Annotated in this window: 18 protein-coding genes and 1 pseudogene; 8 read left to right on the forward strand and 11 right to left on the reverse strand. The window is 67.3% G+C overall.

From position 1 onward, the window contains the following. Window positions 1–30: 30 nt before the first annotated feature. Window positions 31–1,542, forward strand: coding sequence for an IS66 family transposase (gene tnpC, locus GCU53_RS20960; RefSeq protein ID WP_152389301.1), 1,512 nt, complete (start codon window positions 31–33; stop codon window positions 1,540–1,542). Window positions 1,543–1,617: 75 nt separating this feature from the next. On the opposite strand, the pseudogene GCU53_RS20965 reads toward tnpC, so the two are convergent. The 3 genes and pseudogenes from GCU53_RS20965 to GCU53_RS20975 form a co-directional block, all read right to left on the reverse strand. Beyond that, a pseudogene (locus GCU53_RS20965) lies at window positions 1,618–2,478 on the reverse strand (IS5 family transposase); the annotation flags it as partial. Window positions 2,479–2,594: 116 nt separating this feature from the next. Then, window positions 2,595–3,092: a YchJ family protein gene (locus GCU53_RS20970; RefSeq protein WP_208845358.1), complete on the reverse strand. Its 498-nt coding sequence runs from the start codon at window positions 3,090–3,092 to the stop codon at window positions 2,595–2,597. Window positions 3,093–3,096: 4 nt separating this feature from the next. Further along, entirely contained in the window at window positions 3,097–3,594 is a 498-nt protein-coding gene (locus GCU53_RS20975; RefSeq protein WP_152389302.1) for a DUF6231 family protein, read from the reverse strand. A 116-nt stretch (window positions 3,595–3,710) separates the two neighbouring features. On the opposite strand from GCU53_RS20975, the gene GCU53_RS20980 reads away from it, so the two are divergent. Next, a complete protein-coding gene (locus tag GCU53_RS20980; protein ID WP_152389303.1) occupies window positions 3,711–3,974 on the forward strand; it encodes a DUF1145 domain-containing protein in 264 nt (87 codons plus the stop codon). 18 nt (window positions 3,975–3,992) lie between these two features. On the opposite strand, the gene GCU53_RS20985 is transcribed toward GCU53_RS20980, so the two are convergent. After that, complete coding sequence (locus GCU53_RS20985) at window positions 3,993–4,457, reverse strand: CopD family protein (protein ID WP_152389304.1); 465 nt, start codon at window positions 4,455–4,457, stop codon at window positions 3,993–3,995. A gap of 94 nt (window positions 4,458–4,551) precedes the next feature. Here GCU53_RS20985 and dinG point away from each other — a divergent pair, with 94 nt between their 5' ends. Beyond that, entirely contained in the window at window positions 4,552–6,696 is a 2,145-nt protein-coding gene (gene dinG / locus GCU53_RS20990) for an ATP-dependent DNA helicase DinG (RefSeq protein WP_152389305.1), read from the forward strand. Window positions 6,697–6,752: 56 nt separating this feature from the next. Here the strand turns inward: dinG and mnhG are convergent, their stop codons facing one another. The 6 genes from mnhG to mbhE are packed head-to-tail and all read right to left on the reverse strand — an operon-like array spanning window position 6,753 to window position 12,511. Further along, on the reverse strand, window positions 6,753–7,091 hold the full coding sequence (gene mnhG / locus GCU53_RS20995; protein ID WP_152389306.1) for a monovalent cation/H(+) antiporter subunit G: 339 nt from the start codon (window positions 7,089–7,091) through the stop codon (window positions 6,753–6,755). Continuing rightward, the gene (locus tag GCU53_RS21000; RefSeq protein ID WP_152389307.1) at window positions 7,088–7,405 is read right to left on the reverse strand and encodes an MrpF/PhaF family protein; all 318 of its coding nucleotides are present in this window, start codon (window positions 7,403–7,405) and stop codon (window positions 7,088–7,090) included. Before GCU53_RS21000 ends, mnhG begins: the two co-directional genes overlap by 4 nt. Further along, a complete protein-coding gene (locus tag GCU53_RS21005) occupies window positions 7,402–7,890 on the reverse strand; it encodes a Na+/H+ antiporter subunit E (RefSeq protein WP_152389308.1) in 489 nt (162 codons plus the stop codon). Before GCU53_RS21005 ends, GCU53_RS21000 begins: the two co-directional genes overlap by 4 nt. Beyond that, window positions 7,891–9,384 (reverse strand): proton-conducting transporter transmembrane domain-containing protein, encoded by a 1,494-nt coding sequence (locus GCU53_RS21010; protein ID WP_152389309.1) that lies wholly within the window; start codon window positions 9,382–9,384, stop codon window positions 7,891–7,893. Further along, a complete protein-coding gene (locus tag GCU53_RS21015; protein WP_152389310.1) occupies window positions 9,381–9,788 on the reverse strand; it encodes a sodium:proton antiporter in 408 nt (135 codons plus the stop codon). Before GCU53_RS21015 ends, GCU53_RS21010 begins: the two co-directional genes overlap by 4 nt. Beyond that, entirely contained in the window at window positions 9,788–12,511 is a 2,724-nt protein-coding gene (gene mbhE / locus GCU53_RS21020; protein WP_152389311.1) for a hydrogen gas-evolving membrane-bound hydrogenase subunit E, read from the reverse strand. The genes GCU53_RS21015 and mbhE overlap by 1 nt, the downstream gene beginning before the upstream one ends. A gap of 372 nt (window positions 12,512–12,883) precedes the next feature. On the opposite strand from mbhE, the gene GCU53_RS21025 reads away from it, so the two are divergent. The 4 genes from GCU53_RS21025 to pdxH all read left to right on the forward strand — a co-directional run bounded on the left by GCU53_RS21025 (window position 12,884) and on the right by pdxH (window position 17,999). Then, window positions 12,884–15,268: a beta-agarase gene (locus tag GCU53_RS21025; protein WP_152389312.1), complete on the forward strand. Its 2,385-nt coding sequence runs from the start codon at window positions 12,884–12,886 to the stop codon at window positions 15,266–15,268. A gap of 89 nt (window positions 15,269–15,357) precedes the next feature. Then, entirely contained in the window at window positions 15,358–16,509 is a 1,152-nt protein-coding gene (locus GCU53_RS21030) for a serine hydrolase domain-containing protein (protein ID WP_152389313.1), read from the forward strand. A 145-nt stretch (window positions 16,510–16,654) separates the two neighbouring features. Then, complete coding sequence (locus GCU53_RS21035) at window positions 16,655–17,299, forward strand: OmpA family protein (RefSeq protein ID WP_152389314.1); 645 nt, start codon at window positions 16,655–16,657, stop codon at window positions 17,297–17,299. A gap of 52 nt (window positions 17,300–17,351) precedes the next feature. Continuing rightward, window positions 17,352–17,999 carry a pyridoxamine 5'-phosphate oxidase gene (gene pdxH / locus GCU53_RS21040; RefSeq protein WP_152389315.1) on the forward strand — a complete coding sequence of 216 codons (648 nt, stop codon included), beginning with the start codon at window positions 17,352–17,354 and terminating at the stop codon, window positions 17,997–17,999. A 60-nt stretch (window positions 18,000–18,059) separates the two neighbouring features. Here the strand turns inward: pdxH and GCU53_RS21045 are convergent, their stop codons facing one another. Beyond that, complete coding sequence (locus GCU53_RS21045) at window positions 18,060–18,296, reverse strand: hypothetical protein (protein WP_152389316.1); 237 nt, start codon at window positions 18,294–18,296, stop codon at window positions 18,060–18,062. 162 nt (window positions 18,297–18,458) lie between these two features. Between GCU53_RS21045 and GCU53_RS21050 the strand changes: the two genes are divergently transcribed. Beyond that, window positions 18,459–18,923: an outer membrane lipoprotein gene (locus GCU53_RS21050; RefSeq protein ID WP_152389317.1), complete on the forward strand. Its 465-nt coding sequence runs from the start codon at window positions 18,459–18,461 to the stop codon at window positions 18,921–18,923. Window positions 18,924–19,187 lie beyond the last annotated feature (264 nt).

The raw sequence follows: 19,187 nt of genomic DNA on the forward strand, positions 1-19,187 counted from the left end.
ATAGCGGTCAAGGCAGGCACACTCGGCGCCATGACTTCTGCTTGCTTCGACCATCTGACTCCCGAGCAACTGCGCGAACTGGCGGCGCAGTTGACGCAGCAAGTCCATTACTACAAAACCCGCGGCGAGCAGCTGGCTCACGAAATTGCCGTCCTCAAGCGGCATCGGTTTGCCCGGCGCAGCGAGCAGCTCGGTGCTGCCCAGCTCAGCCTGCTGGACGATCTGCTCGATACCGATATCGCGGCCATCGAAGCCGAGCTCGAGGAGCTGGCTCCAGCTCCCGCCGCTGCCGAGCCACGCCAGCAGCCCAGGCGCACAGCCTTGCCGCCGCAGTTCCCCCGCACGCTGATCCATCACGAGCCGGACAACACGCAGTGCGCCTGCGGCTGCCAGCTCAAACGCATCGGTGAAGATGTCAGCGAAAAGCTCGACTACACCCCGGGCGTCTTCACGGTGGAGCGGCATATCCGCGGCAAATGGGTCTGCGAACGATGCGAAACGCTGATCCAGGCGCCGGTTCCGGCCCAGGTGATCGACAAGGGCATCCCGACTGCCGGGCTGCTGGCCCAGGTCATGGTGGCCAAGTTCGCCGACCATCTGCCCCTGTACCGGCAGGAAAAGATCTTCGGCCGGGCCGGTTTCGCCCTCCCGCGCTCGACCCTGGCGCAGTGGGTCGGCCGCTGCGGCGTGCAACTGCAACCACTGGTCGATGCACTGCGGGACATAGTCCTGGAGCAGAACGTCATCCATGCCGACGAGACCCCGGTACAAATGCTCGCGCCGGGCATGAAGAAGACCCGGCGCGCCTATGTCTGGGCCTACGTTCCCAGCCCGTTCGCCGAGCTGCGTGCGGCGGTCTACGACTTCAGCCCCAGCCGTGCCGGCGAGCATGCCCGCACCTTCCTCGGCGACTGGCGCGGCCAACTGGTCTGCGACGACTTCGCCGGCTACAAGGCCTGCTTCGAGCAGGGCGTGACCGAGATTGGCTGCATGGCCCATGCCCGGCGCAAGCTCTACGACCTGCATATCGCCAACCAGAGTCAACTGGCCGAACAGGCTCTGCGCTACATCGGTCAGCTGTACGACATCGAGCGTGAGGTGCGCGACCTGCCGCCCGACGAGCGACAGCGAATACGCCAGGAAAAAGCCAAGCCCATCGCCGATGCCCTGCACGGCTGGATGCTCACCCAGCGCCGGTTGGTGCATGAAGGCACGGCCATCGCCAAGGCACTCGACTACTGCCTCAAGCGCTGGACGGCCCTCGTGCGCTATCTCGATGACGGCATGCTCGCCATCGACAACAACGGGTGTGAAAACCAGATCCGCCCGTGGGCCATCGGCCGCGCAAATTGGCTGTTCGCCGGCTCACTGCGCAGCGGCAAGCGTGCGGCCGCCCTGATGACACTGATTCAATCGGCACGCCTGAACGGGCATGATCCGTATGCCTATCTGAAAGATGTGCTGACCCGGCTGCCGACGCAGAAGGCCAGCGAGATCACCCAGCTGCTGCCACACAACTGGAAACCCTCCTGCAAGGCGTGATGCCCGGCCGCTTACAATGCTCCGGACCATCTTGCCGCCCATCTGGGCGAGGCTGGCAAATACATGCTCGACCCTGGCCCGGGGGCTGGCAATGCGTTTGTTCCGGGCCTTGCCCGGCTCTCCGATAGGCTTGCCGGCCTGGCCCTTGCGCTGGATATGCGGTCGCCAGCCGATCAGCTTGAGCCAGCGCTCTCTGGGCTTGTCGTGATAACCGCGATCCGCCCAGAAGTCACGGCTGCTGTTGTTTCGGTCGAGCACATCCACCAGGTGCAGGGTATCGGCCTCGCTGGCATCGCTCACCCGCACGCCGCGGATCAGCTTGTGCCGACGATCCACGCTGACCGACAGCTTGTAGCCGAAGTACGATTTGCCGTGCTTCTTCGTCCAGCGCGCCTCGACATCCTTTTGTCGGCGCTGGGCGGGTGACCACTCCACCGGCACAGCCTGCTCCTTCACCACGGCCTGCTCATCGGCTGTGTTGTGCTGGATGGGCGCGCGAACGATGCTGGCATCGATGATCTGCCCTTCGCGAGCCCGGAATCCGTGTGCCTGCAACTGACGCTGCACCTCGGCAAAGATCTGGTGCTCGACATTGGCCTTGACCAGGCGCTCGCGAAAGAGCCAGATCGTGTTGCGATCCGGCACTCGGCCGGCGTGCTTGAGACCGGCAAAACGCTGGAAGCTCATGCGGTCGAGCAACTGGAACTCCATCTGCTCGTCGGACAGGTTGAACAGTTGCTGGAGTACCAGCAGTCGCGTCATCTGCTCCGTTGGATAAGGCGGCCGGCCGCCCTTGGCCCTACTGGGCCTGGGAGCCCAGCGGTCGATTTCGGCGGCCAAGGATGCAAAGTCCACATGCTTGTTCAGTAGGGCCAGTGGGTCGCCCAAGCTGTCCAGCTTGGCTTCACGCTCCTGGTCGGCAAAAAGACTGAACATCAGCAGGCTCCGGGTGATCAACAGGCGGATGATCTTACCCGGCGGCCGGGCTGGTTTTTAGAGGTGCCCTGATGTGTATGTACGCATCGCAGGCAGCTGTGCGCGGACGAGTGTCTTCACTGGCCTGCCGCTCCGTAGCAGCACTTCTTGAATTTCGCGCCGCTGCCACAGGGGCAGGGGTCGTTGCGTCCTGCATGCAGCGGGACGGTCGGGTCGATGAAGTACCAGCGGTCGTCGCATCGTACGAAGCCCGAGCGTTCACGATGGACGTGTTCGCCCGAGCCATCGCGCCAGTGCGCGCTGAAGGTGACGAAGGCGTGCGCCGGTCGCTCGGCAGGCAATTCGGTTTTCTCCACCGTCAAACCGAGCCAGGTGCTCTGCAGGCTCCAGTCCTGCATGGCTGCGCGATCCAGTCCTGCCTGCTGAGCCGGCAGGGTGGTCTGCAGCAGATAGTCGATATCGCCCAGGACGTAGGCGCTGTAGCGCGAGCGCATCAGGCGTTCGGCCGTAGGGGCAGGAGTGCCGGCCAGATGGCGGCCGCAGCATTCATCGAACCGGCTGCCACTGCCGCAGGGACAGTTCCCGCCCTGCGCCGACAGGTCGTTGCTGTTCATCCGTTCACCACCAGTATTTGCCGAAATTCTCGGGGTTGGCCCAGAACTTGGCATTCAGCCAGTCCGGGATCTGCTTGTAGTCATAGAGATCGTAGGTGAACAGGGTGAGGACCTGTTCGTTGCGCCGGAAACGCTCGCTGGCCTGCAGCGCCAGGGAGAAGAAGTCGGTATCCTGCCAGCCGCACGCCGCCAGATCGACCAGTACCGCAAGGCGACTGGCATTCAGGTTGCGAATGCCGCCGAGCAGCTCCAGGCCGGCACGTCGGGGCAGGTGCTCCAGGCAGTCGACCAGCGCGGCCAGCTCGTAGCGCTGGGCGGCGACCTCGGGGGGCAGCGGGCCGGCGGCACAATGAGTCACCTGGGCCTCCGGGTGCGTAGTGCGAAAGGCCTCGAGAGCAGGCAGATCGCTGGCGCCGACCAGCAGCAGCCGGCTCGGGGCGTAGCGCTCGAGCAGGGCGGCGAGGGCTTGCTGCGGCGTGCGGGAAGAAAAGCTGTCGTTCATCGAAGGTCCTCGAGCGGAGTGCAGCTGAGATTCAAGAGTAAGGCAATGGGCGCTTCGTGCCGGCGGCTACGCCCGCGGATGTCCCGCCTGGATGAAGATCGTATGACAGGAACGCGATGAAACTGTTGTTGACCCTGGGAAAGGCCCTGATCCTGATGCTGTGGCTGGCGCTTGCCGGAATGCTCCTGCAGCCGTTGAACAAGCCCTTCGACCTGCTGCTGCCGCTCTGCGGCGGGCTGCTCCTGTCCGCTCACCTGCTCGCGCTGGTGCTGTTCGAGCGTACCGCCAGAGCCGATCCGCCGTGCTGGAAGATCCGTCTGCAGATACTGCTGTTCGGCATCCTCCATCTGTACGCTCCGCCGAAGGATGGCCGAGCATGACTTGGGCAGCCGGACGGTTCAGAACATCGGCCGGGCGGAGGCGATGGCGACCAGCGACAGACCGATCGCCAGGTTGAAGCCCACCAGCCGGCGAATCCGTCCCAGCGCCGCACCGCCGGCCGGCCAATCGCGAAGCTCCACGGCCCTGCGCAGCTGCGGCAGTTGCTGCAGTCGCACGCGCAGGAACAGGGCGAGCATCACCAGGTACAGGCCCATCATGATGTGTACGTACGCCGGCGCCGTCTCCAGGCTGGGAAAGCGCAGGTGCAGCAGGCCGACGCCGGTGACCGGCAGCAGCACCACCGCGGCCCAGACCCACTGGAAGAAGCGGCGGAACACTTCCGGCCACAGCTTCAGGCGGGCCGGCGCGTCCAGTTCGCTGACCGCGGCGGGACGCAGGATCGTCCAGGCGAAGAACATGCCGCCGACCCAGATCAGGGCGGGCAGCACGTGCAGGGTGTAGGCGAGGGAATAGGGCGTCATTCGGCAATCTCCGGTGGTGGTCCACGCAACGCGCGCTATCATAGCCGCCCATTTGCATACTGAAAATTTGTCCAGTTTCGATTCGGGAAACGGAATGCTCAGCGCCGAACTCAAGTCACAGATCCAGGGTGCCTACTCCCGCTTTCTCGAAGCCAAGGGCCTCAAGCCGCGCTATGGCCAGCGCTTGATGATCGCCGAGGTGGCCAGGAGCCTGGGGGCCATCGCCACCGACGACGAAGGACGCCGCCAGGGCGAGCCGGCGGTGGTCGTGGTGGAGGCCGGCACCGGCACCGGCAAGACCGTCGCCTACAGCCTGGCAGCGATTCCCGCGGCCAAGGCGGCCGGCAAGCGCCTGGTGATCGCCACCGCGACCGTCGCCCTGCAGGAGCAGATCGTCAACAAGGACCTGCCCGACCTGATGCGCAACAGCGGCCTGAGCTTCAGCTTCGCCCTGGCCAAGGGGCGCGGTCGCTACCTGTGCCTGTCCCGGCTCGATCTGCTGTTGCAGGAGGGCCAGGCGCAGAGCGCCACCGCCCAGCTTTTCGAGGAGGAGGGCTTTCGCATCGATGTCGACGAGGCCAGCCAGAAGCTGTTCACCCAGATGATCGAGAAACTCGCCGGCAACCGCTGGGACGGCGACCGCGATGCCTGGCCGCAGGCCATCGAGGACGACACCTGGTCGCGGCTGACCACCGACCACAGCCAGTGCACCGGCCGGCACTGCCCGAACTTCCAGCAGTGCGCCTTCTACAAGGCGCGCGAGGGCATGACCAAGGTCGATGTGATCGTCACCAACCACGACATGGTGCTCGCCGATCTCGCCCTGGGCGGCGGCGCCGTATTGCCCGATCCGCGCGACACCCTCTATGTGTTCGACGAGGGCCACCATCTGCCGGACAAGGCCATCGGCCATTTCGCCCACTTCACCCGCCTGCGCTCGACCGCCGACTGGCTGGCGCAGGTGGAAAAGAACCTGACCCGGCTGCTCGCCCAGCATCCGCTGCCCGGCGAGCTCGGACGGCTGATCGAGGGCGTGCCGGAGCTGGCCCGCGAGCTGCGCACCCAGCAGCAGTTCATGTTCGCCGCCTGCGAGCAGTTGGCCGATTTCCGCGCCGGCGAGGACATGGACGGCCGCGAGAGACCACGCCACCGCTTCGTCGGCGGAGTGGTGCCGGAGCACCTGCGCGAGCTGGGACTCGAATTGAAGAAGGGCTTCTCCAGGCTGGTGGAGCTCTTCACCCGGCTCACCGAGCTGCTCAAGGAGGCCATGGACGGCGAGCCCGGCATGGGCCTGCCCAGCCACCAGGCAGAGGAATGGTATCCGCTGTTCGGCAGCCTGCTGGCGCGGGCCGAGGGCAACTGGCAGCTGTGGACCGCCTTCACCGCGGAGGATCCCGAGGACAGTCCGCCGATGGCGCGCTGGCTGACCCTGGCCGAGAGCGGTGCCCTGCACGACATCGAGGTCGACGCCAGTCCGATCCTCGCCGCCGAGACCCTGCGCCGCCATCTCTGGAGCATCGCCCATGGCGCGCTGGTGACCTCCGCCACCCTGACCGCGCTGAACAGCTTCGAGCGCTTCCGCATGCGCGCCGGGCTGCCAAGGAGCGCCGTCACCGCGGTGGTGCCCAGCCCCTTCGCCCATGCCGAGGCGGGCCTTCTGCGGGTGCCGGACCTCAAGGCCGACCCGCGCGACGCTGCCGCGCACACCGTCGCCATCGTCCGCGAGCTGCCGCAATTGGTGGAGGGCGCGCGCGGAGCCCTTGTGCTGTTCTCCTCGCGCCGGCAGATGCAGGACGTCTTCGACGGCCTCGAGCGGGACTGGCGCAGGCGCGTGCTGATCCAGGGCAACCTGTCCAAGCAGGAAACCCTGAACCGGCACAAGGCGCGGGTCGACGCCGGCGAGTCCAGCGTGCTGTTCGGCCTGGCCAGCTTCGCCGAGGGTGTCGATCTGCCCGGGGCCTACTGCGAGCACGTGGTCATCGCCAAGATTCCCTTCGCCGTGCCCGACGATCCGGTGGAGGCGGCGCTGGCCGAGTGGATCGAGGCCCGCGGCGGCAACCCCTTCATGGAAATCGCCGTGCCCGACGCCTCGCTGCGCCTGGTCCAGGCCTGCGGCCGTCTGCTGCGCACCGAGCAGGACCGCGGCACCATCACCCTGCTGGATCGCCGGGTGGTGACCCAGCGCTATGGCAAGGCGATTCTCGATGCGCTTCCGCCCTTCCGCCGGGAGATCGGCTGACACCGCCGCGGCGAGGCTCGCCGTGGCTGCTTCCCCGCAAGCCGTGATGCCGGCGCTTAGTCGTGTTTCCGTCGCTCCCGCTCCAGGGCATCGCCGAGTGGGCCTACCTGCGGCCTGATCCGCGCCCGGTGCGCAGCGCGGGAGATCGCATGGGTGGCCAGAGGCGCGCTGGCCAGCAGTACGAGCAGGCCGAGCAGGGCCTCGCCGGCCATCTGGCCACGGCTGGCGGCAGCGGTGCCGGCCAGGACCAGCACCGTGCCCAGCACCCCGGCCTTGCTCGCCGCATGCATGCGGCTGTAGCTGTCGGGCAGGCGCAGCACGCCGATGGCGCCGAGCAGCGAAACCAGCGCTCCGCCGAGGACCAGCAGCGAGGCCAGCCAGGGCAGGATGTTCATGGGTTCTTGTCCTGCTCGCTGCGCGCCTCCTGCTCGGCCGGCTCCCCACGGAACAGAAAGGCGAAGGCGGCGGTGCCGATGAAGGACATCAGAGCCAGCAGCACCGCGACCTCGAGCAGCACCGCCTGGGCTCGGGACAGGGCGGCCAGTGCCATGGCGGCGATCGCCACCAGCGTCAGGGCGTCGATGGCCACCACCCGGTCCGGGCGGCTCGGTCCGCGCAGCAGGCGGTAGAGGATCAGCAGGGCGCTCATGGTCAGCAACAGGGCGGCCGTGGGCAATACCCAGGTGGCACCGGCCAGCTCCACGATCATCCCGTCTCTCCGTCGCTGCCGGCATCCAGCCAGTGGAGCAGGCGACGCTCCAGTTCGCGCAGCATCTCTTCCACGGCAGCCGGGTTGCGCACATCCAGGGCATGGATGAAGAGGGTGCCTTCGGTTTCCCGGTACTCCAGGGCCATGGTGCCGGGCGTCAGGGTCAGCAGGCAGCCGAGCAGGGTTGCCAGACGCGCTTCGGGGCGGCGCAGGGACACGGCCACCACCGCCGGCTCCACCCTGATCCGTCGCGCCAGCACCAGGCTGGCCACATGCAGGCTGGCGAGAAACACCTGACCGACGAACCAGAGGATGAAGGCGCTTCCCCGTTCCACCTTGCGCGCATGGCGGCGCAGGGGCCGCAGAGGAAGGACCAGCCTGCACAGCAGGTACAGGGCGACGAAGGCCGCCAGCAGCCCCGGGACATGGGCGGCTCCGGCAAGTGCGGCGAGGGCGCCGCTCAGCAGAAGGTGGGCCAGGAACATCTAGCGTGCTTCCGTCGTGCGCAGGAGGTGGAAATAGGCCTGGGGATCGCCCAACTGGGCGGCCGCGGCGCTGGCATACTCGGCCACCGGCCCGGCGCCCAGGCCGATTGCCACGGTCAGCAGGGCCAGCGCAGCGATGGACCACCAGTTGCAGCGATGCGCTCCCGCCGTCCGCAGCGCTGCCTCGCCCTGTGGATGAGCCTTGAGGAAGGCCTCGTTCCAGAGCTTGTTCATCGACAGCAGGGTGAAGATGCCGGTGACCAGCGCGATGGCTGTGGCCCACCAGACACTGCTCTCCAGGCTGGCCCTGACCAGCAGGAGCTTGGCCCAGAACCCGGAGAGCGGGGGAATGCCGGCCAGCGACAGCGCCGGAATGGCGAACAGCAGGGCCAGTCCGGGATGGCGCGCGTAGAGCCCGCCCATGCCCGCCAGGTGTTCCGAACCGCAGATCCGTGCCGCCAGCCCGCCGATGAAGAACAGGTTAGCCTTCACCAGGATGTGGTGGATCAGGTAGAACACCGCTCCGGCCAGGGCCAGGGGCGTGGCCAGGGCGAGGCCCAGGATCATGTAGCCGACCTGGCTGACGATGTGAAAGGACAGGATGCGCCGCACTTCGCTCTGTGCCGCGGCGCCCAGCACGCCCACCAGCATGGTGGCGCAGGCGATCCACAGCAGGATTTCATGGGCCGGGCCGTACTCGGGCCAGAGCAGGGTCACCAGGCGGATCAGCGCGTAGACCCCGACCTTGGTCAGGAGACCGGCGAACAGCGCCGAAACGGCCATCAGCGGTACATGATAGGTGGCTGGCAGCCAGCCGAACACCGGGAACAGTGCGGCCTTGATGGAGAACGACAGCAGCATCAGGGACAGCGCGGCGGTGGTGCCCGGGGCCGTTTCGCCAGCGCGCACGAGCAGCGCCAGATCGCCCATGTTGAGGGTTCCGGTCGTGCCGTAGACCAGTCCGGCGGCGAGCAGGAACAGCAGGGTGGCGAACAGGTTCAGCGCCATGTAGCTCATGGTGCCCGCCAGATGCCGCTTGCCGCCGCCCAGGGCCATGAGGGCGAACGAGGCGATCAGCAGCACCTCGAACCAGACATACAGATTGAAGATGTCGGCGGTGATGAAGGCGCCGCAGATCCCGCACAGCAGCCCCTGGACGAACAGGTGGAAGTCGCGGATCACCTGCGGCGGACAGTCGTGGCCGACGCCATAGACCACGGTAGCCAGGCCGATCGTTGCGCTGATGGCGACCATCGCCGCGGACAGCCGGTCGATCACCAGGCTGATGCCATAGGGCGCCGGCCAGCCACCCAGTTGCCCGGACAGCACCACATCGCCGGCCGCCTGCCAGACGAGCGCCAGGCCGACCAGCAGCAGCAGGCTGCAGCCGCCGATGCTGAGTCGCTCCACCAGCCGGACCCGTGGCCGCAACAGGATGCCCAGCAGCAGCGTGGCCAGCGGCACCAGCACGGGGGCGACCAGCAGGATGTTCATGGGCGCGGCTCCCGCTGCTCCTCGCTGCCGGGCTCCTCTTCCTCCTGGCCGGCCTGCCAGTCCGGCGCCGGCTCTTCGGTGACGGCACTGACCGCATCGGTGGAGCGGTCGCCATACAGTTCGCGGGTGCGCTTGAGCAGGGCCAGGGCGAACACGAACAGTCCGAAGCCGATGACGATGGCGGTCAGCACCAGCGCCTGGGGCAGGGGATTCGCCGCCGCCGCACCGACGTTCGCGAAGGCCGCACCGTTGCCGGCGAGGCGGCCGGCGGTGAACACGCCGAGGTTGATGGCGTTGCCCAGCACGCCGATGCCCAGCACCACGCGCTTGAGATTGCGGTCCAGGAGCATCCACAGGCCAAGGCCGGCGAGGCCGCCGACGGTCACTGCCGCCATCCATTCCATCAGTCCGGCACTCCCGTCACCCTCTCCTGCATGTGCATGGCCGAGCCGAGCACCGTGAGAAACACGCCCAGGTCGAACAGCAGGGGGCTGCCCAGCGGCAGACCGCCGGGAAAGATCCAGAGCCCGTCGAGAAAGGCCTCGCCGGCCACCAGGCCGAGCATTCCCGCTCCCATGGCACAAGCCAGCCCGCAGCCGATCAGGCGTGCCGGGCCGACCCGCAGCAGGCGACGGGCCGCGTGGCTGCCGAAGGTCAGGGACAGCAGCATCAGGCCGGCAGCCGCCACCAGCGCGGCGATGAATCCGCCGCCGGGCAGATTGTGGCCACGCCACAGCAGCAGCAGGGCGACGCCCATCAGCAGCATGGCCAGGGGCGGAAGGCCCTGGCGCAGCAGCACCGAGGCGAATTCCGGCTCACCCCGGCGGCCCTCCCCGGTGCCCGCTCCGCCAGCCAGCAGGGTTGCCGCGGACAGGGCGGCCAGCGCCACCACGAGGATCTCCCCGAGCGTGTCATAGGCACGAAAGTCCACCAGGATCACGTTCACCACGTTGTTCCCGTGACCCTCTGGCTGGCTCCTGGCCAGATACCAGGCGGCCAGGTCGCCCGGCAGTGGCAGGCTCACCGTCAGGAGCAGGGCACAGGTCACGCCCAGGCCGAAGAGTATCGCCACGGTGGCGTGCAGGCGGCGCTTCCAGGGCGAATGCGCGCCGCTCGGAGGCATGGATGGCATCCTGCGAAAGACCAGGGCGAGAAAGATCACGCCGAGGGCTTCCACCATCAGTTGAGTCATGGCCACGTCAGGCGCATTGGCGGCGGCGAAGAACAGCGCCAGGCCCAGGCCGCAGGTGGCCAGTGTCGCCACCAGGGTCAGCCGGCCGGGCAGCAGCGCCGTGGCGGCGGCGCCGACCAGGGCCAGCAGGCAGCCGACCAGGCCCAGCGGCGAGAGCGGCGAGAAATCCGCCCCGGCCAGCACCCCGCCGACAGCCGGCAGGCCGGATGCCAGCAGGGTGCCGAGCGCCGTCATCGCGAGCAGCAGCAGATGCTGGCGCAGCGAGCCGTGCTGAAAGCGCGCGGCGAGGGTTCCGGCGATCAGGAACAGGTGCTTGAGCAGGCGATCCCAGAGCAGATCGCCGCTGATGCTCAAGGCCATGTCGGCACGCTCCAGCAGCGTCCGTACGCGCTCGCGGGAACGATAGAACCGCATCCCCAGCAACAGGGTCAGCAGACTGGCCAGCACGGCCGGCGTGATGCCACCCCAGAGGTACAGTTTGACGTCTACCGGGCTGCGCGCCACCGCCTGCACGGCCGTGTTCACCAGCCAGGTTTCCGGCCAGGTGTTCCAGGCGCCGAGGAGGAAGCCGCCGAGCGCCAGCAGCATCGGCCCCAGCCACATCGACAGGGAAACTTCATGGGGAGCCTTGGGGTAGTCGCCCGGGGGGCCGAGGAAGCTGCGGATGAACATCAGGCCGGCGATGGCGAACAGCAGGGCGTTGGTGAGGATCATCACCAGGGCCACGGCCCAGCCGACCAGGCCCATCTCCATTAGCCCGGCGTATTTGAATTCCTTGGCGATGAAGCCGAAGAATGGCGGCAGTCCGGCATTGGAGAAGGCTGCCAGGGCCATGGCCGCGCCGGTCAGCGGCATGTAGCGGATCAGTCCGCCGAGGCGCGTCAGCTCACGGCTGCCGGTGCCCTGGTCGATGGCGCCCACCACCATGAACAGGGCACCCTTGTACAGCGAGTGGGCCACCAGATAGAGCACGAAGGCCTGCAGGCCATGGGCGGTATCGGTGCCGATCAGCATGGTCAGCTGACCCAGCACGGTGACCGTGGTGTAGGCCAGCAGTCGCTTGAGATCGGTCTGGCGGAACGCCAGCAGGGTGCCGAGCACGGCAGTGGTCGCACCCACGGCAATCAGTACCGTCCCCCAGCCAAGGGGGCCGCCGAGCACCGGATTCAGGCGCGCCAGCAAATAGATGCCGGCCTTGACCATGGTCGCCGAATGCAGGTAGGCCGACACCGGCGTCGGTGCGTTCATCGCGTTGGGCAGCCAGATGTGGAAGGGGATCTGCGCCGACTTGGTAAAGCAGCCGAGCAGCACCAGCGCCATGATCGCCGGCAGCAGGGGATCTCCTTCCAGCTGCGCCGCCTTCAGGGTGGAAAACTGCGAGGCTTCGGCAGCAATGCCGAGCAGGATTAGCCCGGCGAGCAGGGCCAGACCGCCTGCGCCGGTGATCAGCAGCGCCTGCAGGGCGGCACGACGCGACTCCGCCCGCTCGTGCAGGAAGCCGATCAGCAGGAAGGAGGCGATGCTGGTCAGCTCCCAGAACACGAACAGCGCCACCATGTCGTCGGCCAGTACCAGGCCGAGCATCGCCAGCATGAAGGCCAGCAGATAGGCGTGGAAGCGGCCGAGATGCTGGTGACGGGACAGATAGGCGCCGGCATAGAGCACGATCAGCGTACCGATGCCGCTGATCAGCAGGGCGAACAGCAGCGACAGACCGTCCAGATACAGGGCGAGCCGGACGCCCAGAGCCGGTACCCAGGCGAGGCTTTCATGCAGTGTCTTGCCGGCGGCCACGGCAGGGATACGGGAGACGAACCAGCAGAACGCCGCCAGCGGTGCCAAAGCCAGCACCCAGCCGGCACGCTGCTGCAGCTTCCCGGTCACCCAGGGAGCGGCCGAGGCTGCCAGCGCGATGACGAACAGCAGACCGAACACGGTTTTCTCCTGTTCCGAGGCCTGCGGCACAAGGCCGACACTGACCCGGCGCAACCGGCGGAACGTGCCGGCGAGAAGGACATCGGCGCCCGGGCGCGCGGGAGGCGTGCCGACCGGTCTTCCACACCGCTTTCTCCAGCATAGAGAATCCGTCCGCAAATCACCGTTGATCGCAGCGGGCGCCGGGGGCGGCAGCCGGTGTCCGTTTGCGATCGAACTGCAGGGGCGAATCCCGGTCGCATCCAGTCACGCCCGCGCATGAAGGGTGTTGAAACAGGCCGTCCAGTCAATGTCTTGGCTTCACCGCTGCAGGAGCGACTGGCATCATGCCAACTCTGTTGTCCACCTCCGTTCCGCTGGAGAGCGAACTCGATGATCCGTCCCCTGGTTCCCCTGCTGTTTGCCTGTTGCCTGGTACCCCTGTCGGCACGGGCGGCCGACGAGCAGGTGCTGTTCAACTTCGTGCGTCCCACCGATGTGGTGCAGGTCAAGGGCGAAGGCGCCTTCCTGCCGCAGCTGACGGCGGAGAGCACGGCAGGAGGCGAGGTGCTCCGGCGGGTCACCTTCAATCCGCAGGAGCAGCCGAGCCTGCGCCTGACACCGCAGCAGGGCAGCTGGGACTGGTCTTCCGCCGGGGCGGTCAGTCTGCGCATCCAGAACGCCATGGACTGGGCACTGACCCTGCAGGTGAGCATCGAGAGCGCCGACGGCAAGGTGCTCAGGACGCTTGTCGCGTTGCCGGCCGGTCCGGCGCAGACCCTGGTGTTGCCACTGCGCGCCAGCTCGCCCAGGGCGCACGGCATGCGTGCCGCGCCGCCGATGCCCTGGACCCATGACAACCAGCGCCTGCTCGTGGCGACCAACCTGGAGGGCGAGATCGATCCGCGCCAGGTGCGGGCGGTGAGCCTTTCCCTGGAGAGGCCAGACGTGCAGCAGAGCATCCTGCTCGGCCGCTTCGGCGTGCGCGAGGATCTCGAGGCGGCCGCGTACCGCGGCATCGTCGATGCCCATGGGCAGTACAGCCGTGGCAACTGGCCGGAGAAGGTCAGCAGCGACAAGCAGCTGAAGGCGGCCGCCGAACAGGAGCGGGCGCAGCTCGGCCGCTGGCTGGCCGAGCGGCCCGGGCTGGATCGCTTCGGCGGCTGGTTGAAAGGCCCGCAGCTGGAGGCCACGGGCTTCTTCCGGGTGGCCAGGCACGAGGGCCGCTGGTACCTGGTGACGCCGGAGGGCCATCCGTTCTTTTCCCTCGGCGTGAACACGGTTTCCTCCGGCAACAGCCGCACCTACGTGGAGGGGCGCGAGGAGATGTTCCTCGCGCTGCCCGGCGAGGACGGGCCGCTGGGCGCCTTCTATGGCGCCGCGGACAGCCGCCAGGCCACCGGCGCCAACGGCGGCCGGCAGTTCGCCCATGGCCGCTGGTACGATTTCTATCGGGCGAATCTCTATCGAACCTACGGGCAGACCTGCAAGCCGCCTGCGGAGCAGGTTGCCGAGCCGGAGCGCACGACACCGGCAGCCCCCACGGAGGAAACGCCCGCCAATGCGCCGGTCGTCCCGGAGGCTGGCGTGCCGGTCGCCGGACAGCCGGCCGCCGCGTCGCCGTGCGTCGCCCAGTTCTTCGATGCCCAGCGCTGGCGCGAGCACACCCTGGGCCGCCTGCAGGCCTGGGGCTTCAACACCCTCGGCAACTGGAGCGATCTCGCCCTGGGGGCGATGCGCCGGGTGCCCTACACGATCCCGCTGCTGATCCGGGGCGACTATGCCACCATCTCCACGGGCCACGACTGGTGGGGCGGCATGCCCGACCCCTTCGATCCGCGCTTCGCCATGGCCGCCGAGCGGGCCATCGCCATCGCCACCCGCGACCACCGCAACGACCCTTGGGTGATCGGCTATTTCGCCGACAACGAGCTCAGCTGGGCCGCCCCGGGCACGGACCCGAAGGCCCGCTATGCCCTGGCCTACGGCACCCTGCGGCAGACCACCGACGTGCCCGCCAAGCGTGCCTTCCTCAAGCTGCTGCGCGACCGTTACCGCAACCAGCAGGGCCTTTCCGCCGCCTGGGGCATCGAACTGCCCGCCTGGGAACTGATGGAGGACCCGGGCTTCGAGGCGCCTCTGCCGAGTCCGGAGCATCCGGCCATCGAGGAGGATCTGCAGCGCTTCCAGCAGCTCTTCGCCGACACCTACTTCAAGACCATCGCCGAATCGCTGAAATGGCATTCGCCCGATCATCTGCTGCTCGGCGGTCGCTTTGCCATTTCCACCCCGGAAGCGGTCGCTGCCTGTGCCAGGTACTGCGACGTGCTCAGCTTCAACTTCTACACCCGCGAGCCCCAGCACGGCTATGACTTCGAGGCTTTGCGCAAGCTGGACAAGCCGGTACTGGTCAGCGAGTTCCATTTCGGCTCGCGGGATCGCGGCCCGTTCTGGGGCGGCATGGCCGAGGTATACAAGGAAGAGGAGCGTGGCCCGGCCTATGCCCACTTCCTGGAGCGGGCCCTGGCCGAGCCGTCGATCGTCGGCGTGCACTGGTTCCAGTATCTCGACCAGCCGGTGACCGGACGGCTGCTGGACGGCGAGAACGGCCATATCGGTCTGGTCGGTGTCACCGATCGACCGTTCGCCGGCTTCGTCGAAGCGGTGCGCAAGGCCAACCTGGAGGTGGGCGAGGCCCTCGAGCCGGCTGCGCCTGCCGCCGGGCAGGCGGCGGCAGGGGGCGGCGCTCCCTCCGCGGCGCCGGCCGGGGCACAGTGAGGATGGTGCGGCGGTTTCGTGCAGGAGTTCACAAAAACCCGCTATGGCTGGGAGAATGACCAGCGGTTTTACAGCCAGGAGAGACAAAGGTGCAGGTTCAAGGCTATTTCGACCTCAAGTTCGAGGCATTGAAGGACGCGTTCGCCGCGCTGTTCGAGGACGGACAGACCCGCGGCGCGGCACTCTGCATCCAGATCGGCGGAGAAACCGTGGTGGATCTCTGGGCCGGGCTCGCCGGCCGGGACGACAGCGAGGCCTGGCAGAGCGATACCATCGCCAACCTGTTCTCCTGCACCAAGCCCTTCGCCGCGGTCGCTGCCCTGCAGCTGGTGGAGGAAGGCAAGCTGGACCTCGATGCCCCGGTGGCACGGCTGTGGCCCGAGTTCGCCGCCGCCGGCAAGGCCCGGATCACCCTGCGCCAACTGCTCTGCCATCAGGCTGGACTGCCGGCGATCCGTGCACCGCTGGCGGCGGAAGCGCTCTACGACTGGCAAGCCATGACCGCGGCACTGGCTGCCGAGACGCCCTGGTGGAATCCGCACGACAAGGGGCATGGCTATGCGCCGATCACCTTCGGCTGGCTGGTCGGCGAACTGCTGCGACGCGCCGACGGCCGCGAGCCCGGCCACTCGATCGCGGCGCGCATCGCCCGGCCGCTCGGCCTGGATTTCCATGTCGGGCTGGACGATGCCGAATTCCACCGGGTCGCCCATATCGGACGGGGCAAGGGCAATCTGGGCGACGCCGCCGCCCAGCGCCTGCTCAAGGTCACGATGAGCGAGCCGGAAGCCCTCAGCACCCGGGCCTTCACCAACCCGCCGTCGGTTTTGAACAGCAGCAACAAGCCCGAGTGGCGGCGCATGCACCAGCCGGCGGCGAACGGCCATGGCAATGCGCGCGCCCTGGCGGGCTTCTATGCCGGGCTGCTCGACGGGCGCCTGCTGCCACCCGAGCTGCTCAATGAAATGACCCGCGAGCACAGTTGCGGCGAGGACCGCACTCTGCTCACCCCGACCCGTTTCGGTCTCGGCTGCATGCTCGACCAGCCCAAGCTGGCCAATGCCACCTTCGGCCTCGGCCCCAAGGCCTTCGGTCATCCCGGCGCCGGCGGCTCCTGTGGCTTCGCCGATCCCGAGCGCGAACTGGCCTTCGGCTTCGTCACCAACAGCCTGGGCCCCTACATACTGATGGACCCGCGGGCGCAGAAGCTGGCGCGCCTGGCGGGAGAATGCCTTGGTTGACGCCACTCGTCTGTCTGGCAAGGCAATGCCTTGCCTGCAGTGGGGTTGCGGCCAGACTCAAAATTCGATCTTGAGGCCTGCTACCGCCATGCTGCCTGTGATGCCTCATCTCCCTTGGCACTTTTCTTTACGACGGGACCTGTCGATGAAACTTCTCATTAAAAGCAGCACCCTGATCCTCTGCATGGCCATCGCCGCCTGCAGCTCTTCCGGCAAGCAGGAACGTGCCGGCGCTCAGGCCGCCAAGTCCGGCTCATCGGCGGCCGGTTTCGACTCCAGGGCAAGTCGGGCCTGGGTGGCCAGCCACGAGGCGAGCGTGCGCGAAGCCGTCAAGGGCAGCCAGTTCGAGGTGGAGCGTCGTGGCGATCTGCTGGTCGTGACGGCCCCGGTGGACAGCTCGTTCAACCCCGACCGGCCGAGCATGCTGCTGGTGGCGACCCTGGGGCCGCTCAGCCGGGTGGCCAAGCTGGTGGCGCAGGACCGCGAAGTGGCCGTGCTGCTGCTGGGGCATGGCGACAGCAGCGGCTCGACCGATCTGACCCGCAAGTTGAGCCAGGAACGGGCGCAGTCCATGGCGTCGATCTTCCGTATGAGCGGCCTGCACCATGACCGTCTGATGTACAAGGGGGTGGGCGCCGACATTCCGCGTTCCAGCAACGCCAGCAAGAACGGTCGCTCCCACAACCGCCGCGTGGAGATGTTCCTGACCACCCGCGGCAGCCTGTCTGCCGTGCTGGCCCAGTACGGTACGCCAGGGGTTCGGGTGGTTGCTTCAGATCAAGCGAAGTGATAGCGGTCTGGTTAGACTTTGGTCGACTGCAATCCATTCGAAGGAACCCGCCATGCCCCAGACGCTGGCCGACATGCGCCGTGACTATACCCGCTCCGGCCTTTGCGAGGCAGATGCCCCGCTCGAACCCTTTTCCCTGTTCCATCAGTGGTTCGCCGAGGCGATGAAGACCGAGCAACTGCCGGTCGAGCCCAATGCCATGAGTCTGGCCACCGTGGACGCCAGCGGGCGGCCCCATTGCCGGGTGCTGCTGCTGAAGGGTCTGGACGAGCGTGGCTTCACCTTCTTCAGCAACTACGACAGCGCCAAGGGCCAGCAGCTGAAGGCGCGACCGTTCGCCGCCATGACCTTCTTCTGGCCGACTCTGGAGCGTCAGGTGCGCATCGAGGGACAGGTCGAGAAGGTCACGCCACAGGAGTCCGACGCCTACTTCCAGGTACGTCCCCTGGGCAGCCGTCTCGGTGCCTGGGCTTCGCCGCAGAGCCAGGTGATCCGCGACCGCGTGGAGCTGGAAGAGCTGCTGGCGCTGACCGAGCAGCGCTTTCTCGATCAGGCGCCGCACTGCCCCGGACATTGGGGCGGCTATCGCCTGCTGCCCGAGCGCATTGAATTCTGGCAGGGGCGTGCCAGTCGTCTTCACGACCGCCTCAATTACCGCCTGGAGAAGGGCGGCTGGGTGCGCGAACGCTTGGCGCCCTAGATCGATCCCACGACGGGGCGCTCGCCCGGGAGCGCCTCTGTGCAAGACCGGCCCGCATGCTCAGGAGGCGGGATAATCGGCCGCTGCGCGTTCTAGCCACTGCGCCAGATCGCGACGCTTGACACCCTCTCTCCTGGCCTCGTCGAGGCGCTCCAGCATGTAGTCGCGCCTGGCTGCGTCCCGACTGGCGAGGGACAGCGCCAGATCGCGGTCCATCCAGCGCTTGATGCGCACATACAGCCACCAGTGAAAGTACAGCCCGGTCACAGTGGTGATGAAGATGATGAAATAGTCCATGGCAGTCCTCCTGGCCGCCACCCTAGCCGATCCGCCCAGGGGCGGGAAGTGGGGGCGTACCGCTGGATATCCGGGCGGTGCCGGGAAGCGGCATGAACGCGCCGTGACAAGGGGCGGAGGCGGGGATTTAATAATTGGCATGACTCATGTGGAGTAAGTGCAATGCGCAAGCCCGTACTGTTGTTCGCCTCTTTCACTGCCGTGGCGCTGGCCCTCGGCGGCTGTGCCTCCAGCCTGACCGGCGAGGCCTATTCGCGCGGGGAAGCGCGTACCGTCCAGACCGTGCGCATGGGCACCATCGTGTCGCTGCGGCCGGTGCGCATCGAGGGCACCAAGACTCCCATCGGTGCCGGTGCCGGCACCATCGTCGGCGGCGTGGCCGGCAGCGGAGTGGGCGAGGGCCGTGGTAGCGCCGTGGCTGCGGTGATCGGCGCAGTGGCCGGCGGCATGCTCGGTGCCGCGGCGGAAGAGGGAATCACCCGCACCCAGGGTGTCGAGATCACCGTGCGCGAGGACGATGGCAGCATGCGTGCCTATGTGCAGGCGGTGCAGCCGAACGAGGTGTTCCGCGTCGGTGAGCGGGTGCGCATCCTGACCGTCAACGGCACCAGCCGCGTCGCCCACTGAGCCTCGCGCTGTCCTCGCGAGCGATCGTCTCCCCGGAAGGCGGCAGGCTGGTTCGCGCCTGCCGACTTCCGGATAGCTTGTCTGGTGCCTTTCCCCTGTGCCATATCTGTGCCAGCCATGCTTGATTCATGCCTGTAGTGAAGATTCCAATTTTCCTTTTTACAAAATAATTCAATTCATGACGGTTAACCGATAGATATGGATAATCGGTTCAACCAGTTTCGTTCGGGGCTGGCAATCGGAAGAGACCTGGCGCGGGCGCGC

This window comes from Azotobacter salinestris (assembly GCF_009363155.1).
GTDB classification, from domain to species: Bacteria; Pseudomonadota; Gammaproteobacteria; order Pseudomonadales; family Pseudomonadaceae; genus Azotobacter; species Azotobacter salinestris.

Excerpts from the sequence above, each read along its gene's own strand:
- GCU53_RS20975 (WP_152389302.1), bottom strand. The coding sequence starts at position 3,594 with ATGAACGACAGCTTTTCTTCCCGCACGCCGCAGCAAGCCCTCGCCGCC.
- GCU53_RS21010 (WP_152389309.1), bottom strand. The coding sequence starts at position 9,384 with ATGAACATCCTGCTGGTCGCCCCCGTGCTGGTGCCGCTGGCCACGCTG.
- mnhG (WP_152389306.1), bottom strand. The coding sequence starts at position 7,091 with ATGAACATCCTGCCCTGGCTGGCCTCGCTGCTGGTCCTCGGCGGAGCG.
- GCU53_RS21000 (WP_152389307.1), bottom strand. The coding sequence starts at position 7,405 with ATGATCGTGGAGCTGGCCGGTGCCACCTGGGTATTGCCCACGGCCGCC.
- GCU53_RS21035 (WP_152389314.1), top strand. The coding sequence starts at position 16,655 with ATGAAACTTCTCATTAAAAGCAGCACCCTGATCCTCTGCATGGCCATC.
- GCU53_RS20980 (WP_152389303.1), top strand. The coding sequence starts at position 3,711 with ATGAAACTGTTGTTGACCCTGGGAAAGGCCCTGATCCTGATGCTGTGG.
- GCU53_RS20970 (WP_208845358.1), bottom strand. The coding sequence starts at position 3,092 with ATGAACAGCAACGACCTGTCGGCGCAGGGCGGGAACTGTCCCTGCGGC.
- GCU53_RS21045 (WP_152389316.1), bottom strand. The coding sequence starts at position 18,296 with ATGGACTATTTCATCATCTTCATCACCACTGTGACCGGGCTGTACTTT.
- pdxH (WP_152389315.1), top strand. The coding sequence starts at position 17,352 with ATGCCCCAGACGCTGGCCGACATGCGCCGTGACTATACCCGCTCCGGC.
- dinG (WP_152389305.1), top strand. The coding sequence starts at position 4,552 with ATGCTCAGCGCCGAACTCAAGTCACAGATCCAGGGTGCCTACTCCCGC.
- GCU53_RS20985 (WP_152389304.1), bottom strand. The coding sequence starts at position 4,457 with ATGACGCCCTATTCCCTCGCCTACACCCTGCACGTGCTGCCCGCCCTG.
- GCU53_RS21025 (WP_152389312.1), top strand. The coding sequence starts at position 12,884 with ATGATCCGTCCCCTGGTTCCCCTGCTGTTTGCCTGTTGCCTGGTACCC.
- GCU53_RS21005 (WP_152389308.1), bottom strand. The coding sequence starts at position 7,890 with ATGTTCCTGGCCCACCTTCTGCTGAGCGGCGCCCTCGCCGCACTTGCC.
- GCU53_RS21015 (WP_152389310.1), bottom strand. The coding sequence starts at position 9,788 with ATGGAATGGATGGCGGCAGTGACCGTCGGCGGCCTCGCCGGCCTTGGC.
- tnpC (WP_152389301.1), top strand. The coding sequence starts at position 31 with ATGACTTCTGCTTGCTTCGACCATCTGACTCCCGAGCAACTGCGCGAA.
- GCU53_RS21050 (WP_152389317.1), top strand. The coding sequence starts at position 18,459 with ATGCGCAAGCCCGTACTGTTGTTCGCCTCTTTCACTGCCGTGGCGCTG.